Genomic DNA, 14,032 nt, shown 5'->3' on the forward strand with positions numbered 1-14,032 from the left:
ACGGCCGCCACCGAAGCCGAACAGGCAGCCAAGGACGCCGCCAAGTACGCCAAGGAAGCCCAGGACGCGGCCGACAGAGCCGAGAAAGCGGCCAAGGGCAAGCAGATCGAAGACGGAGCCGTCAGCGACGAGAAGGGCTCCATCGGCAACGTCTTCTACGAAGTCGACCACATCGAGAAGATCGGCGATCCGGAGGTCGTCAGCAAGACGGACGGCTGCGACCACTGGTGGAACCACCTCGCCTACCGGGGCAACTGCACGATCACCACGAAGATCCGGTACAAGGCCGTTCTGAGCCTGTACCTGTGCGCCGCCGAGGGCATCGACCCGCAGAAGCTCATGTGCCCGAGCGCTGCCACGACGTATCTGGGCGAGGTCAAGACCGACGAGCTGTCCCAGAAGTTCACGCACACCATCACGATCGCCGAGTGGCAGGACGGCGTCGATCCCGTCGACATCCTCTTCGGCAGCTGGATCAAGTGCGCCCAGAAGTTCAGCTCCGGCTTCGAGAGCGGAAGCTGGGGCGGCTGCGCCTGGGCGTCCCTGGACGTCGCGAGCCTGTTCGCGGGCAAGATCATCAGGCCCATCGCGGAAGCACTGCGCGCCGTGGACGCCGCGTTCGCCACCGGCATCGGCGTCCGGGACGCGTTCAAGGCGCTCAAGGCCGTCAACGGCATAGACGCGGCGGCGGTGGCCGCGATCGAGCGGGAGGTCGAACTCTACGAGGACATGATCACCACCTGCACCCGGAACAGCTTCCCGGGTGACACCCAGGTCCTCATGGCGGACGGAAGCCACAAGGCGATCCGCGACGTACGCGTAGGTGACACGGTCCGAGCGACGGATCCGGAGACCGGCCGGGCGTCGGCACGGCGGGTGACCGACACCATGCGGCACGCGACCCGCCGCCTCGTCGAGATCACGGTGGCCGGCGGAAGCCTGTCCAGCACGGCGGGCCACCGCTTCTTCGTCGAAGGCCGCGGCTGGACCCTGGTCTCCGCCCTGCACGTGGGCGACAGCCTGCGCACACCGGACGGCACGTTCCGCACCGTGACGGCCGTGAAGGACCGGGCCGGCCTGCCGCCCCGTGACGTCTTCGACCTGACGGTCGACGGCATCCACACGTTCTACGTCGGTACCGAGGGAGCCCACCCGCAGAACGTCCTCGTCCACAACTGCGAGGACATCGTCCTCGACGAGGACGTGGAGGGTGCGCACACCATCAGCGAGCACGTGAACAAGACCGACCAGCAGATGGAGGCCAAGGCCCTCGACCCGAGGACCACAGGGGGTGTTGCCACCCGCTGGGCCAGCCTCGACATCGCCAAGGACGCCGTCGACAAGACCATGACCCAGTGGCTGGAGCACAATCCGAAGCACCTGCAGGAACTCACCAAGTGGCAGACCGAGCAGGCGCAGAAGATGGGGCGCAAGCTGCCGACGAAGCTCAAGACGATCCGCTGGGAAGTCAGGGACATCGACACCGGGGGCGGCCCGCTGGGCTACAAATGGGTGAAGACCGGCAATACGGCCCAGAAGAGCGTGGTCACGTCCAAATGGGTCATCGTCCAGCTCAAGTACATCGGCAAGGGCAGTCGCCTGCACCCTCATGGCAAGTGGGTCGTGTACACCAGCTACCTGGAGGGGTGACCGTGGCGCACGAACCCGAAAGTGACGCCCCCGGAGAGTTCCTCGAGGGCATCTACACGACAGACATCGGGCTGACCTGGGTGGCCTCGCAATGGGAAGTGCTGGAGGAGGTCTATCGGGAGTACGTCCGGTCCCGTCCCGACCACGGCCCCGTCATGGTGTGGCTCAGGATCGTGGAGATGTCGGTCGACGAGTTCGACCGCTCCAAGGCCGCCCAGCTGGGCGAGGACATCCGGCGACTGCTGAACTCCTCGCTGACGGACGCGACGATCCGTACGGTCTGGCTCGCCGCCACCCACGGCGTCTTCGACCCGAACGAGCACGGCATGAGCGCCGGTGCCTGGCTACGCAGGGCCGAGGAGACATGGCTGGCCCGGGTACGCGAGGACGATCCGGCGTTCGAGCCCCCGCCGCCACGGCCGGTGGCGGACGACGAACTGCGGCGGGCCGTCCTGGAGGCGCTCCACCCGGTCGCGGAGCGGCTGAGCCGAGCGGTCGAGGATCCCCCGTTCGGCACTCCGGTGTCCGGCCTCGTCCCCGCGCTGGAGCGCGTGGTCACCGAGTGCTGCGCGGACCTCGGCTACCGGCTGTTCCTGCGCGCCATGAAGGCGTACCACGTGCCGGCCGACCGACCGGGACTCGTCGCCCTCGGTGAGCGGTTCGGCTACCCGGAATGGGTCGTACCCGAAGGGCTCAACGACCGGACCGACTGACGCGGGGCCCCAGGGGCGGGCGGACACGGAACTCCGCCCGCCCCTGCGGCATGTCCCGCCCCGGCCCACGTGACGCACCCCACCCACCACCCCCTTCGAACTCCGTTAACAATGGACTGTGATCTCACCGGTCCCCTCGATGCCCCGGAGCGCCCACCGGCCCAGGCCGGAGGCGACTCCCTACGTCGATCTCACCCGTGCCGAGTGGAGCGCGCTGCGGAACAAGACGCCGCTGCCGCTGACCGCCGAGGAGGTCGAGAAGCTGCGCGGGCTCGGCGACGTCATCGACCTCGACGAGGTGCGGGACATCTACCTCCCGCTCTCCCGCCTGCTCAACCTCTACGTCGGCGCCACGGACGGCCTGCGCGGGGCGCTGAACACCTTCCTCGGTGAGAAGGGCTCGCAGTCCGGGACCCCGTTCGTCATAGGCGTGGCCGGCTCGGTCGCCGTCGGCAAGTCGACCGTCGCCCGCCTCCTGCGCGCCCTGCTCTCCCGCTGGCCCGAGCACCCGCGCGTCGAACTGGTCACCACCGACGGTTTCCTGCTGCCGACCAGGGAGCTGGAGGCCCGCGGGCTGATGTCGCGCAAGGGGTTCCCGGAGTCGTACGACCGCCGGGCGCTGACCCGGTTCGTCGCCGACATCAAGGCGGGCAAGGCGGAGGTGACGGCGCCCGTCTACTCCCACCTGATCTACGACATCGTCGACGACGAGCGGCTCACCGTACGCCGGCCCGACATCCTGATCGTCGAGGGCCTGAACGTGCTGCAGCCCGCCCTGCCCGGCAAGGACGGCCGCACCCGGGTGGGCCTCGCGGACTACTTCGACTTCAGCGTGTACGTCGACGCGAGCACAGAGGACATCGAGCGCTGGTACCTCAGCCGCTTCAGGAAGCTGCGCCAGACGGCCTTCCAGAACCCGAACTCGTACTTCCGCAAGTACACCCAGGTGTCGGAGGACGAGGCCCTGGACTACGCGCGCACGCTCTGGCGGACGATCAACAAGCCGAACCTGGTCGAGAACATCGCCCCCACCCGCGGCCGCGCCACCCTCATCCTGCGCAAGGGCCCCGACCACAAGGTGCAGCGGCTGCGGCTCAGGAAGCTGTGACGGGGTCGCGGACGCCTGTTAGAAAGACGTCATGCTGCATCTGCGCCTGATCACCCCGGCCGACCGGACCGACGAAGTGGTCCGCCTGGCCGAGAAGACCGTCGGCACCACCCACCTCGTGGTGCTGCCGGGAGCCGCCCGCAACCCGGCCGGGGACGTGGTGATGTGCGACGTGGCCCGCGAGGCGGGCGACGAACTCATCGCCGGGCTGCGGCGGCTGGGGATCGACGACACCGGTTCGATCGCCGTCGAGAACATAGACCTGTCGCTGTCCCGGCGCGCCGACAAGGCGGAGGAGGAGGCACCGGGCGAGGGCGCGGACGCGGTGCTGTGGGAGGGCCTGACGGACGCCACCCACGAGGAGTCGACCCTCTCCTTCACCTACGTCGCCTTCATCACGCTGGCGACCATGATCGCGGCCTGTGGTGTCGTGCTGGACAACGCCATCCTCATCGTGGGCGCCATGGCGGTCGGCCCGGAGTTCGGCCCGCTGGCCGGCGTCTGCACGGCCCTGGTCCGGCGCTACCCGCGCCTCGCCCTGCGCTCCCTGACCGCGCTGCTCGTCGGCTTCGCGCTGGCGATGGCGGTCACCGTCGGCTTCACCCTGTTCATGGACGCCATCGGCCTGTTCCACCGGTCCGACCTGGAGGGCAAGCGGCCCAACACGGCCTTCGTGTACGCCCCCGACGCCTTCTCGTTCGTCGTGGCGGTCCTGGCCGGCATCGCCGGCACCCTGTCGCTCACCTCGGCGAAGTCGGGCCTGCTGGTGGGGGTGGCCATCTCCGTGACGACCGTCCCGGCCGCCGCCAACGCCGCCGTGGCACTGGCCTACGGCGACACCGCCCAGACCCTCGGCTCGACGGACCAGCTCCTGCTGAACCTGCTGGGCATCCTCCTGGCCGGAACGCTGACGCTGCTGGCCCAGAAGTGGCTGTGGGCCAGGCAGCGCCAGCGTACGGTCAGGGCCGACGGGTTCTAGAACCTCTTCTCGCAGTTCGAGGAGACCGTGTCGCCGGTGTCGGCGAAGACCGTGTCGACGCCCCCGCCGCAGCTCACCGTGTCACCACTGCCGTTGTCCTGGACGTCGATCAGATCGCTGCCGCCGGCCGTGGTGACGTTGTCCCTGCCGGTGCCGGCGTCGACGACGACGTTGACCGAGGCGCCGACCGAGGCGTCCACCACGGCCTTGTCGTCCATGTCGTCCAGCGCCATGACGAGCCGGGGGACGGTGCTCACGCTGCCGCAGTCGGCGCTGGTGGCGGACCTTCGGGTGCAGCCCGGGCCGATCGCGACGCCTGTCGCGTCCGAGAGGATCAGACGGCCGCCGATGACCTCGGCGCGGACGTCGTTCGCCACCCCGGACCGCGCCTGGAGCCCGGCGAGCACCCCGAAGAACCGGAACGCGGTGGACCCCGGCGTGGCGGCGGTCGCGGCGGCCGCGGCCGGGGCGGCGGCCGAGGTGACGACGAGACCGGCGACCAGGGCCGGGCCGGCGGCCCGCTTCAGAATGCTGCTCACGATCTTCATGCTGTGGCTCTCTCTTTCGTCGAGGCGGTGGCCCCCCGACGAAAGTGAACAGTCAGCCTCCGGTCGTGCGCCCTCCGTCGCGTTCCTTCGGGTGACGAACCCGACCCGCAGGAGGTACGGGCGTTAGCCCAGCGCCGACTTCACCGCGTCCGCCAGACGCCCGGCGACGGTCCGGGCCTGGTCGATGTCCGCCGCCTCGACCATCACCCGGACCAGCGGCTCGGTGCCGGACGGGCGCAGCAGCACCCGGCCCGTCCCGCCCAGTTCCCGCTCCGCCTCGGTGACGGCGGCGGCGAGTTCGGCGGACGTGTTCACCCGGGACCTGTCCACGTCCGGCACGTTGATCAGGACCTGCGGCAGCCGCTCCATCACGGAGGCCAGCTCGCGCAGCGTACGGCCGGACTCGGCGACGCGGGCCGCCAGCAGCAGGCCCGTCAGCGTGCCGTCACCGGTGGTCGCGTGGTCGAGGATGATCACGTGCCCGGACTGCTCGCCGCCCAGGGCGAAGCCGTGCTCCTTCATCTCCTCCAGCACGTACCGGTCGCCGACGGCCGTCTGCACCAGGCGGATCCCGGCCCGCTCCATGGCCAGCTTGAAGCCGAGGTTGGACATCACCGTGGCGACGACGGTGTCGGAGCGCAGCTCGGACCGCTCCCGCAGGGCCAGCGCCAGCACGGAGAGGATCTGGTCGCCGTCGACCTCCTCGCCGGTGTGGTCCACGGCCAGGCAGCGGTCGGCGTCGCCGTCGTGCGCGATGCCGAGGTCGGCGCCGTGCTCGAGGACGGCGGCCTTCAGCTTGTCCAGGTGCGTGGAGCCGTAGCCGTCGTTGATGTTGAGGCCGTCGGGCTCGGCACCGATCGTGACGACCCGGGCGCCGGCCCGCCGGAACGTTTCCGGAGAGACTCCGGAGGCCGCGCCATGCGCCTCGTCCAGGACGACCGTCAGCCCGTCGAGCCGGTTCGGCAGCGCGCCGAGGAGGTGGCCGACGTACTCCTCGAAGCCCTCGTCGTACGCGCGCACCCGGCCGACGCCGGAACCGGTGGGCCGCTCCCAGGGCTCGCCGTGGCGGTGGGAGTCGTAGACGGCCTCGATCCGGTCCTCGAGCTCGTCGGCGAGCTTGTGGCCGCCGCGGGCGAAGAACTTGACGCCGTTGTCCGGCATGGCGTTGTGGCTCGCGGACAGCATCACGCCGAGGTCCGCGCCGAGCGCGCCGGTCAGGTACGCCACCGCGGGCGTCGGCAGCACGCCGACCGTGAGCACGTCCACGCCGGCGCTCGCCAGGCCGGCGACCACCGCGGCCTCCAGGAACTCCCCGGACGCACGCGGGTCCCGTCCGACCACGGCCTTCGGCCGGTGGCCCGCGAAGGTGCCCGCCTCGGCCAGCACGTGCGCCGCCGCGACGGACAGGCCGAGCGCCATCTCGGCCGTCAGGTCCGCGTTGGCGACACCGCGCACGCCGTCCGTGCCGAAGAGTCGTCCCACTTGTCCTCCTGAGGAAGCGTCAGTTCGTGCCGGGCCGGGCATCCCATCACACCAGCCGTTGAACACCTTGTGCCGTTATACGCCCAAGTCTCGTGATAGACGAACGCCCCGGTGGCACAGTGGCGTGCCGCCGGGGCGTTCGGAGTACGAGCAGGCAGCTGTGATTAGCGCTTGCTGTACTGCGGGGCCTTGCGGGCCTTCTTCAGACCGGCCTTCTTGCGCTCGACCGCACGGTCGTCGCGCTTGAGGAAGCCGGCCTTCTTCAGCGGGCCGCGGTTGTTGTCGACGTCGGCCTCGTTCAGCGCGCGGGCGACACCGAGACGGAGCGCACCGGCCTGACCGGAGACACCGCCACCGGCGATGCGGGCGATGACGTCGTAACGGCCCTCGAGCTCGAGCACCTTGAAGGGCTCGTTGACTTCCTGCTGGTGCACCTTGTTCGGGAAGTAGTCCTCGAGGGTGCGACCGTTGATCTTCCACTTGCCGGAGCCCGGGACGATCCGGACGCGGGCGATGGCGTTCTTGCGGCGGCCCAGGCCGGCGGCCGGCTGGGGCTCGCCGAAGCGGGAGGCCATGGACTCCGAGGTGTACTCACCCTCGACGGGGACCTCGGACTCGGTGGTGTAGCTGTCGATGTCAAGCTCTTCGAGCGGCTGCTCGGCAGTGGTCTCGGCCACGATTCTCCTCAGATTCTCTTCAGTCTTAGGGGGTGGCCGGACTTACTGCGCGACCTGGGTGATCTCGAACGGCACCGGCTGCTGGGCAGCGTGCGGGTGCTGGTCACCCTTGTAGACCTTCAGCTTCGAGAGCATCTGACGGCCCAGAGTGTTCTTGGGGAGCATGCCCTTGACGGCCTTCTCGATGGCCTTCTCCGGGTTCTTGTCCAGCAGCTCGTCGTAGCGGACGGAGCGCAGACCGCCCGGGTAGCCGGAGTGGCGGTAGGCCATCTTCTGGGTCCGCTTGTTGCCGGAGAGGTGCACCTTGTCGGCGTTGATGATGATGACGAAGTCACCAGCGTCGACGTGCGGCGCGTAGATCGGCTTGTGCTTGCCCCGGAGGAGGGTCGCTGCGGTGGTGGCGAGACGGCCCAGGACGACGTCCTGAGCGTCGATGACGTGCCACTGGCGCGTCACATCGCCGGGCTTGGGGCTGTACGTACGCACGGTTCGTAGCCTTCGCTTCGAGTGAATGGTCCTGAACAGGTCACCGAAACGATCACGACAGCCTTGACCGCACTGCGGTGACGCAAACCGCGTGCTGGTCGCTGGTCATCGGCCCGGTGGACCGGTGTAAGGGCCCGTCCCGTGAGAATGAGCAAGCCAATACACAACGAAGAAGCAGGTTACCTGCCCGGCCCCGGACGGGTCAAAACGACGCCGTTCCCCCTCATGTCGGCGGACAAACGCGGCATGCCGCCGCACGCACTCCAGCACCCCTCGCCCCCCGTCTAAGATGCGCCCCATGAGTTACGGGCAGGGGGGACCCCAGTCTCAGTGGGATCCCTGGAAACCGAATTCCCAGCAGCCCTGGAGCAGCGGCGGCGGTGACGGGACTCCGGACTGGGCGGCGCTCGCCGAGGCCTCGGAGACGCGGAACAGGCGCCGTAGGCTGCTGTTCATCGGCGGCGGCGTGGTCGCGACGATCGCGGTCGGCACCGCCGTCGCGATGGCCGTAGTGTCCGCGAACAGCGGCGACCAGGCCTCCGGCAAGCCCACCAACCTGCCCGCCAGCGCCGCCCTGCCGAGCGGCTCGGCCACCGCGCCGTCCTTCGCGCCCACCAGCGCCCCGCCGCCGCTGGACCCCAAGGACTTCATATCCAGCGCCGCGAAGGACACCGCCCCGCTGAGCCCGGAGACCCTCTTCCCGGGCACCCAGCTGACCATGGGCGACACGGTGTACAAGAAGGGCGCCACGGCCGACACGCAGAACTGCGCGAGCGTCGCCGGCGGCACCCTGCCCAAGGTCCTCACCGCGAACGGCTGCACCCGGCTGATGCGGGTCAGCTACGTCAAGGACGGCGTGGCCGTCACGGTCGGCGTGGCCGTCTTCGACACCGAGGCGAAGGCCGGCAAGGCCAAGACGCAGGCCGACAAGAAGAGCATCGTGCGGTCCCTGTCCGGCAAGGGCGTCAAGGCCTTCTGCGACGCCGCGATCTGCCGCACCACCACCAACGCCTACGGCCGCTACGCCTACTTCACGATCGCCGGCTTCACCAATGGCAAGAACGTGACCGGCAAGGACACCAAGGTCTTCGCGGCCGGCGACGACCTGGCGGAGTTCACCTTCCGCCAGATCCGCCGCCGCGGCGAGGCGCAGGCCTCGGCTGCCGCCAACCGGTAGGGCCGCCTCAGCAGCACCCCGCCGGCGGAAGCGAGCGCTTGTTCCGCGCCTCCTTGTTGCGCGCGGCAAGCAGCTCGTCGGCGGGGTAGCCGACCTCCTCCAGGGTCAGCCCGTGCGGCCGTACGACGTGGACGGCCGAGTCGCGGACCCCCGCGGCCAGCACCGTGCCGGGCCACTCGGGCCCCCGGTGCCCGTCCCCGACGAACAGCAGCGCGCCGATCAGCGAGCGCACCATGTTGTGGCAGAAGGCGTCGGCGCGGACGGTGGCGGTGATGATGCCGTCCCCGCCCCGCACCAGGCTCAGCTCCTGGAGGGTGCGGATCGTCGTGGCACCCTCGCGCTTCTTGCAGTAGGCGGCGAAGTCGTGCTCGCCGAGCAGCCGCCGCGCCGCCTCGTTCATGGCGTCGACGTCGAGCGGCCAGTCGTGCCACAGGACGTGGTTGCGCAGGATGGGGTCCACACCACCGGGGTTGTCGGTGACCCGGTAGGCGTACCGGCGCCAGACGGCGGAGAACCGGGCGTTGAAGCCGCTCGGCGCGGGCCTCAGCGCCCACACCCGCACGTCCTTCGGCAACCGCCCGGCGAGCCGCTTGAGCAGCTTCTGGTTGTGCTCCCGCCAGACCTCCTCGGGCAGGTCGACGTGCGCCACCTGGCCGCGCGCGTGCACCCCGGCATCGGTCCGTCCGGCGACGGTCAGCTCGTACGTCTCCCGCGACCGCGTCACCGTGCGCAGGGCGTCCTCGATCTCGCCCTGCACGGTCCGCCTCCCGCCGGCCTGCTTGGCCCAGCCGTGGAAGTCGGTGCCGTCGTAGGAGACGTCGAGGCGGACGCGGACGTGCCCGGGCTGTACTTCATCACTCACGTGGAGATCCTCTCAGGGCGGTGCCCCGGGGGAAAAACGCGGAAGCGGGCCCGTCCACGAGGGACGGACCCGCTTCCGGCGTCAGGCGGAGCCTCAGGCGTCCTTCGACTCCTCGGCGGCGGCCTCGTCGGCCGGAGCCTCGGTGGTCTCCTGCGCCTTGGCCTCGTCGGCCTCCTTGACCGCACGCTTGGTGGCGGCCTCGGCCTCACCCACGGCGTTCTGCTGCACCGTCAGCGCCTCGACCAGCTCGATGACGGCCATGGGCGCGTTGTCGCCACGGCGGTTACCGATCTTGGTGATGCGGGTGTAGCCACCGGGACGGTTCTCGTAGCGCGGGCCGATCTCGGTGAAGAGCGTGTGGACGACGCTCTTGTCCGTGATCACCTGGAGCACCTGACGGCGGTTGTGAAGGTCGCCCTTCTTCGCCTTGGTGACCAGACGCTCGGCGTACGGACGCAGCTTGCGCGCCTTCGCCTCGGTGGTGGTGATGCGGCCGTGCTCGAACAGCGACTTCGCGAGGTTCGCGAGGAGCAGCTTCTCGTGCGCGGCACTGCCGCCCAGACGGGCACCCTTGGTGGGCTTCGGCATGGTTCTTCTCCTGTGTGTCTGCCCCGGCCGTATCAGGTACCGGAGTCAGTATCCGAGCAGGCGGTCGCCTGTCGGAGACCCCGCGCCCGAAGGGGCGCGGGGAACTGCGCGGCCAGCCACGGCGGGCCGGCAGCCGAAAACGGACCGGTGGGCCCGAGCTCTCAGTACTGCTCGGTCTCCACGAAGCCCGCGTCCGCGTCGTCGTCCGCGCCGAACGCGTCCGCCGCAGCGGTGGGGTCGAACCCGGGGGGCGAGTCCTTCAGCGCCAGGCCCATACCCGCCAGCTTCGCCTTGACCTCGTCGATCGACTTCGCACCGAAGTTGCGGATGTCGAGCAGGTCGGCCTCGGAGCGGGCGACGAGCTCACCCACGGAGTGGATGCCCTCGCGCTTGAGGCAGTTGTACGACCGAACGGTGAGCTCCAGCTCCTCGATCGGCAGCGCCAGGTCGGCGGCCAGGGCGGCGTCCGTCGGGGACGGGCCCATGTCGATGCCCTCGGCGTCGATGTTCAGCTCGCGGGCGAGACCGAACAGCTCGACGAGCGTCTTGCCCGCGGAGGCCATGGCGTCACGGGGACGCATCGCCTGCTTGGTCTCGACGTCGACGATCAGCTTGTCGAAGTCGGTGCGCTGCTCGACACGGGTCGCCTCGACCTTGTAGGTGACCTTGAGAACCGGCGAGTAGATGGAGTCGACCGGGATACGGCCGATCTCCTGGCCCACCTGCTTGTTCTGCACGGCGGAGACGTAGCCGCGACCGCGCTCGACGGTCAGCTCCATCTCCAGCTTGCCCTTGCCGTTGAGCGTGGCGAGGACCAGGTCGGGGTTGTGCACCTCGACACCGGCCGGGGGCGCGATGTCGGCGGCGGTGACCAGACCCGGGCCCTGCTTGCGCAGGTACATCACGACCGGCTCGTCGTGCTCCGAGGAGACGACCAGCTGCTTGATGTTGAGGATCAGGTCGGTGACGTCCTCCTTGACGCCCGGCACGGTGGTGAACTCGTGCAGGACACCGTCGATGCGGATGGACGTGACCGCCGCACCCGGGATCGAGGAGAGGAGCGTACGACGCAGGGAGTTGCCGAGGGTGTAGCCGAAGCCCGGCTCCAGCGGCTCGATCACGAACCGGGAGCGGAATTCGTCGACGACCTCTTCGGTCAACGAGGGACGCTGAGCGATCAGCATGTGTGGATCAGATCCTTCAGTCGTGGGCGCCCGCTATATGACACCCGACTCAAGCCGCACCCGGAAAGGTGCGGGTATTGCAAGGGTACGGGCGGTACCGCCCCGAAGGGGAGATACCGCCCGGACCGCAGCACGCTTGGGCGTCAGACGCGACGACGCTTGGGCGGACGGCAGCCGTTGTGCGGGGTCGGGGTGACGTCCTGGATGGAGCCGACCTCGAGACCCGTGGCCTGCAGGGAGCGGATCGCGGTCTCACGACCGGAACCCGGGCCCTTCACGAACACGTCGACCTTGCGCATGCCGTGCTCCTGGGCGCGGCGGGCGGCCGACTCGGCGGCCATCTGCGCGGCGAACGGCGTGGACTTCCGGGAGCCCTTGAAGCCGACGTGGCCGGCGGAGGCCCAGGAGATCACGTTGCCGGACGGGTCCGTGATGGAGACGATCGTGTTGTTGAACGTGCTCTTGATGTGCGCGTGGCCGTGAGCGACGTTCTTCTTTTCCTTGCGGCGCACCTTCTTGGCAGCGCCCTGACGTCCCTTGGGGGGCATCTACTAACTCCTACGGGAGGTGGTCGGTCCTACAGCGAAGACCGTGGACAGGTGTCCGCTGCGGACTACTTCTTGCCCGGCTTCTTCTTGCCGGCGATGGCGCGACGCGGGCCCTTGCGGGTACGGGCGTTCGTGCTGGTGCGCTGACCGCGGACGGGCAGACCACGGCGGTGACGCAGACCCTGGTAGCAACCGATCTCGACCTTGCGGCGGATGTCGGCCTGGATCTCGCGACGGAGGTCACCCTCGGTCTTGATGTTGTTGTCGACGTACTCGCGGATCGCGACCAGCTGCTCTTCGGTCAGGTCACGGACGCGGGTGTTCGGGTCGATACCGGTCTCGGCCAGCGTCTGCTGGGAGAGGGTCCGGCCGATGCCGAACACGTAGGTCAGGGCGACCTCCACGCGCTTTTCGCGCGGGATGTCAACACCGGAAACGCGTGCCATTCAATGGCTCCTGGTGATCTTCGGAGGTCTTCCACAGAACCGGCTCCCAGCCGCCGTACCAGGTACGAACTGGGTCCCCGGCCTCCGAACCGGGGGTGTCAGACGGGTGCTCGCCCGGCTGGGTCCTGCGTATGAACAAATTCAGCTTGCGTCGCGCGAATCTCTGCGGTGGATGCAGAGGGATCGGTCCTGCGTCAGCCCTGGCGCTGCTTGTGGCGCGGGTTCTCGCAGATGACCATGACCCGACCGTGACGGCGGATCACCCTGCACTTGTCGCAGATCTTCTTGACGCTCGGCTTGACCTTCATGGGATTGAGGTTCTCCGGGTCAGTTGCCGGCAGCCCCGCGTGGGTACGCGGGACGTGGGCAAGATCTACTTGTAGCGGTAGACGATCCGGCCACGCGTCAGGTCGTACGGAGACAGCTCCACCACGACCCGGTCGTCAGGGAGGATGCGGATGTAGTGCATGCGCATCTTGCCGCTGATGTGTGCCAGGACCTGGTGGCCGTTCTGGAGCTCGACCTTGAACATGGCGTTCGGAAGAGACTCGACGACAGTGCCCTCGATCTCGATGGCACCTTGCTTCTTGGCCACGCTTCGCCCTTCGAATCGACTACCTTGATCGACTCACGAGCTTTCCCTTGCGGGCGCATGCGGACATGCGGGTGCACGAGAGCCGACGAGTCAGTCTACGTCAGCGCACCCGGAAACACGAATCGAGGAAGTCTGCCCCGCACCGGTGATCGTCATGCGAGCGGGTCGGGGGCCGCCGTCACGCCGTGCTCCGCCAGCTTCGCCCGGCCTCCGTCCGGGGCCGTCAGCACCAGGGGGCCCTGCTCGGTCAGGGCGACCGAGTGCTCCCAGTGGGAGGACCAGGTGCCGTCCGTCGTGATGACCGTCCAGTCGTCCGACAGGACCTCCGTCTTCGGCGTGCCCAGCGACACCATCGGCTCGATGGCGAGGCAGAGGCCGGGGACCAGCTTCGGGCCCTTGCCGCGGCGGCGGTCGACGTAGTTCAGCAGGTGCGGGTCCATGTGCATCTCGGTGCCGATGCCGTGGCCGCCGTAGTCCTCGATGATCCCGTACTTGCCGCCGCCCGGCTTCGGCTGGCGGCGGATGTAGGTCTCGACGGCGCGGGAGATGTCGACGAGGCGGTTGCCCTGCTTCATGGCCGCGATGCCGGCCCACATCGACTCCTCGGTCACCCGGGAGAGCTCGATCAGCTCCGGGGCGTGACCGGAGCCGACGAAGGCGGTGTAGGCGGCGTCGCCGTGCCAGCCGTCGACGATCGCTCCGCAGTCGATGGAGATGATGTCGCCGTCCTTGAGGACGACGTCGTCGGAGGGGATGCCGTGGACGACGACGTCGTTCACGGAGGTGCAGATGGTCGCGGGGAAACCGCCGTACCCCAGGAAGTTCGACTTGGCGCCGTGCTCGGCGAGGACCTTGCGGGCGACCTCGTCCAGGTCCTTGGTGCTGGCGCCGGGGACCGCCGCCTCCCGGGTGGCCGCGTGGATCGCGGCGACCACCAGCCCCGCCGCACGCATCTTCGCGATCTGCTCGGGGCTCTTGATCTGCACCAT

17 protein-coding genes are annotated in these 14,032 nt (G+C 69.1%); 5 read left to right on the forward strand and 12 right to left on the reverse strand.

The window, feature by feature from the left end; translation table 11 throughout:
* From AQJ66_RS13850 to AQJ66_RS13865, 4 genes are all read left to right on the forward strand, one after another.
* Positions 1-1,650 (forward strand): polymorphic toxin-type HINT domain-containing protein (locus tag AQJ66_RS13850; protein WP_279617322.1); only part of this gene is annotated, 1,650 nt, incomplete at its 5' end.
* A 2-nt stretch (positions 1,651-1,652) separates the two neighbouring features.
* A complete protein-coding gene (locus tag AQJ66_RS13855; RefSeq protein ID WP_061920696.1) occupies positions 1,653-2,363 on the forward strand; it encodes a hypothetical protein in 711 nt (236 codons plus the stop codon).
* Between the two features lie 139 nt (positions 2,364-2,502).
* Positions 2,503-3,471: a type I pantothenate kinase gene (gene coaA / locus AQJ66_RS13860; protein WP_061920699.1), complete on the forward strand. Its 969-nt coding sequence runs from the start codon at positions 2,503-2,505 to the stop codon at positions 3,469-3,471.
* A gap of 31 nt (positions 3,472-3,502) precedes the next feature.
* Positions 3,503-4,450, forward strand: coding sequence for a DUF389 domain-containing protein (locus AQJ66_RS13865; RefSeq protein WP_061920701.1), 948 nt, complete (start codon positions 3,503-3,505; stop codon positions 4,448-4,450).
* On the opposite strand, the gene AQJ66_RS13870 is transcribed toward AQJ66_RS13865, so the two are convergent.
* From AQJ66_RS13870 to rplM, 4 genes are all read right to left on the reverse strand, one after another.
* Positions 4,447-4,989, reverse strand: coding sequence for a hypothetical protein (locus AQJ66_RS13870; RefSeq protein WP_159052566.1), 543 nt, complete (start codon positions 4,987-4,989; stop codon positions 4,447-4,449). The two genes, AQJ66_RS13865 and AQJ66_RS13870, sit on opposite strands and share 4 nt — an antisense overlap.
* Positions 4,990-5,121: 132 nt before the next feature.
* The gene (gene glmM / locus AQJ66_RS13875; protein ID WP_061920705.1) at positions 5,122-6,480 is read right to left on the reverse strand and encodes a phosphoglucosamine mutase; all 1,359 of its coding nucleotides are present in this window, start codon (positions 6,478-6,480) and stop codon (positions 5,122-5,124) included.
* A gap of 164 nt (positions 6,481-6,644) precedes the next feature.
* Positions 6,645-7,157, reverse strand: coding sequence for a 30S ribosomal protein S9 (rpsI, locus tag AQJ66_RS13880; RefSeq protein WP_030831638.1), 513 nt, complete (start codon positions 7,155-7,157; stop codon positions 6,645-6,647).
* A gap of 42 nt (positions 7,158-7,199) precedes the next feature.
* Entirely contained in the window at positions 7,200-7,643 is a 444-nt protein-coding gene (gene rplM, locus AQJ66_RS13885) for a 50S ribosomal protein L13 (protein ID WP_030345455.1), read from the reverse strand.
* 298 nt (positions 7,644-7,941) lie between these two features.
* Here rplM and AQJ66_RS13890 point away from each other — a divergent pair, with 298 nt between their 5' ends.
* Positions 7,942-8,820 (forward strand): hypothetical protein, encoded by an 879-nt coding sequence (locus AQJ66_RS13890; protein ID WP_061920707.1) that lies wholly within the window; start codon positions 7,942-7,944, stop codon positions 8,818-8,820.
* A 7-nt stretch (positions 8,821-8,827) separates the two neighbouring features.
* Here the strand turns inward: AQJ66_RS13890 and truA are convergent, their stop codons facing one another.
* The 8 genes from truA to map all read right to left on the reverse strand — a co-directional run bounded on the left by truA (position 8,828) and on the right by map (position 14,032).
* The gene (truA, locus tag AQJ66_RS13895; protein WP_061920708.1) at positions 8,828-9,682 is read right to left on the reverse strand and encodes a tRNA pseudouridine(38-40) synthase TruA; all 855 of its coding nucleotides are present in this window, start codon (positions 9,680-9,682) and stop codon (positions 8,828-8,830) included.
* A 93-nt stretch (positions 9,683-9,775) separates the two neighbouring features.
* The gene (rplQ, locus tag AQJ66_RS13900; protein ID WP_061920709.1) at positions 9,776-10,270 is read right to left on the reverse strand and encodes a 50S ribosomal protein L17; all 495 of its coding nucleotides are present in this window, start codon (positions 10,268-10,270) and stop codon (positions 9,776-9,778) included.
* A 161-nt stretch (positions 10,271-10,431) separates the two neighbouring features.
* Positions 10,432-11,454, reverse strand: a complete 1,023-nt coding sequence (locus AQJ66_RS13905) for a DNA-directed RNA polymerase subunit alpha (protein WP_003966937.1) — start codon at positions 11,452-11,454, stop codon at positions 10,432-10,434.
* 143 nt (positions 11,455-11,597) lie between these two features.
* Positions 11,598-12,002, reverse strand: a complete 405-nt coding sequence (rpsK, locus tag AQJ66_RS13910) for a 30S ribosomal protein S11 (RefSeq protein WP_003956432.1) — start codon at positions 12,000-12,002, stop codon at positions 11,598-11,600.
* Positions 12,003-12,067: 65 nt separating this feature from the next.
* On the reverse strand, positions 12,068-12,448 hold the full coding sequence (gene rpsM / locus AQJ66_RS13915; RefSeq protein WP_031167100.1) for a 30S ribosomal protein S13: 381 nt from the start codon (positions 12,446-12,448) through the stop codon (positions 12,068-12,070).
* Positions 12,449-12,642: 194 nt separating this feature from the next.
* Positions 12,643-12,756, reverse strand: a complete 114-nt coding sequence (rpmJ, locus tag AQJ66_RS13920; protein WP_003998809.1) for a 50S ribosomal protein L36 — start codon at positions 12,754-12,756, stop codon at positions 12,643-12,645.
* Between the two features lie 65 nt (positions 12,757-12,821).
* Positions 12,822-13,043: a translation initiation factor IF-1 gene (gene infA, locus AQJ66_RS13925; RefSeq protein WP_003948620.1), complete on the reverse strand. Its 222-nt coding sequence runs from the start codon at positions 13,041-13,043 to the stop codon at positions 12,822-12,824.
* A 152-nt stretch (positions 13,044-13,195) separates the two neighbouring features.
* Positions 13,196-14,032, reverse strand: a complete 837-nt coding sequence (map, locus tag AQJ66_RS13930) for a type I methionyl aminopeptidase (RefSeq protein WP_061920710.1) — start codon at positions 14,030-14,032, stop codon at positions 13,196-13,198.

Origin of the sequence: Streptomyces bungoensis (assembly GCF_001514215.1) — a bacterium.
GTDB classification, from domain to species: Bacteria; Actinomycetota; Actinomycetes; order Streptomycetales; family Streptomycetaceae; genus Streptomyces; species Streptomyces bungoensis.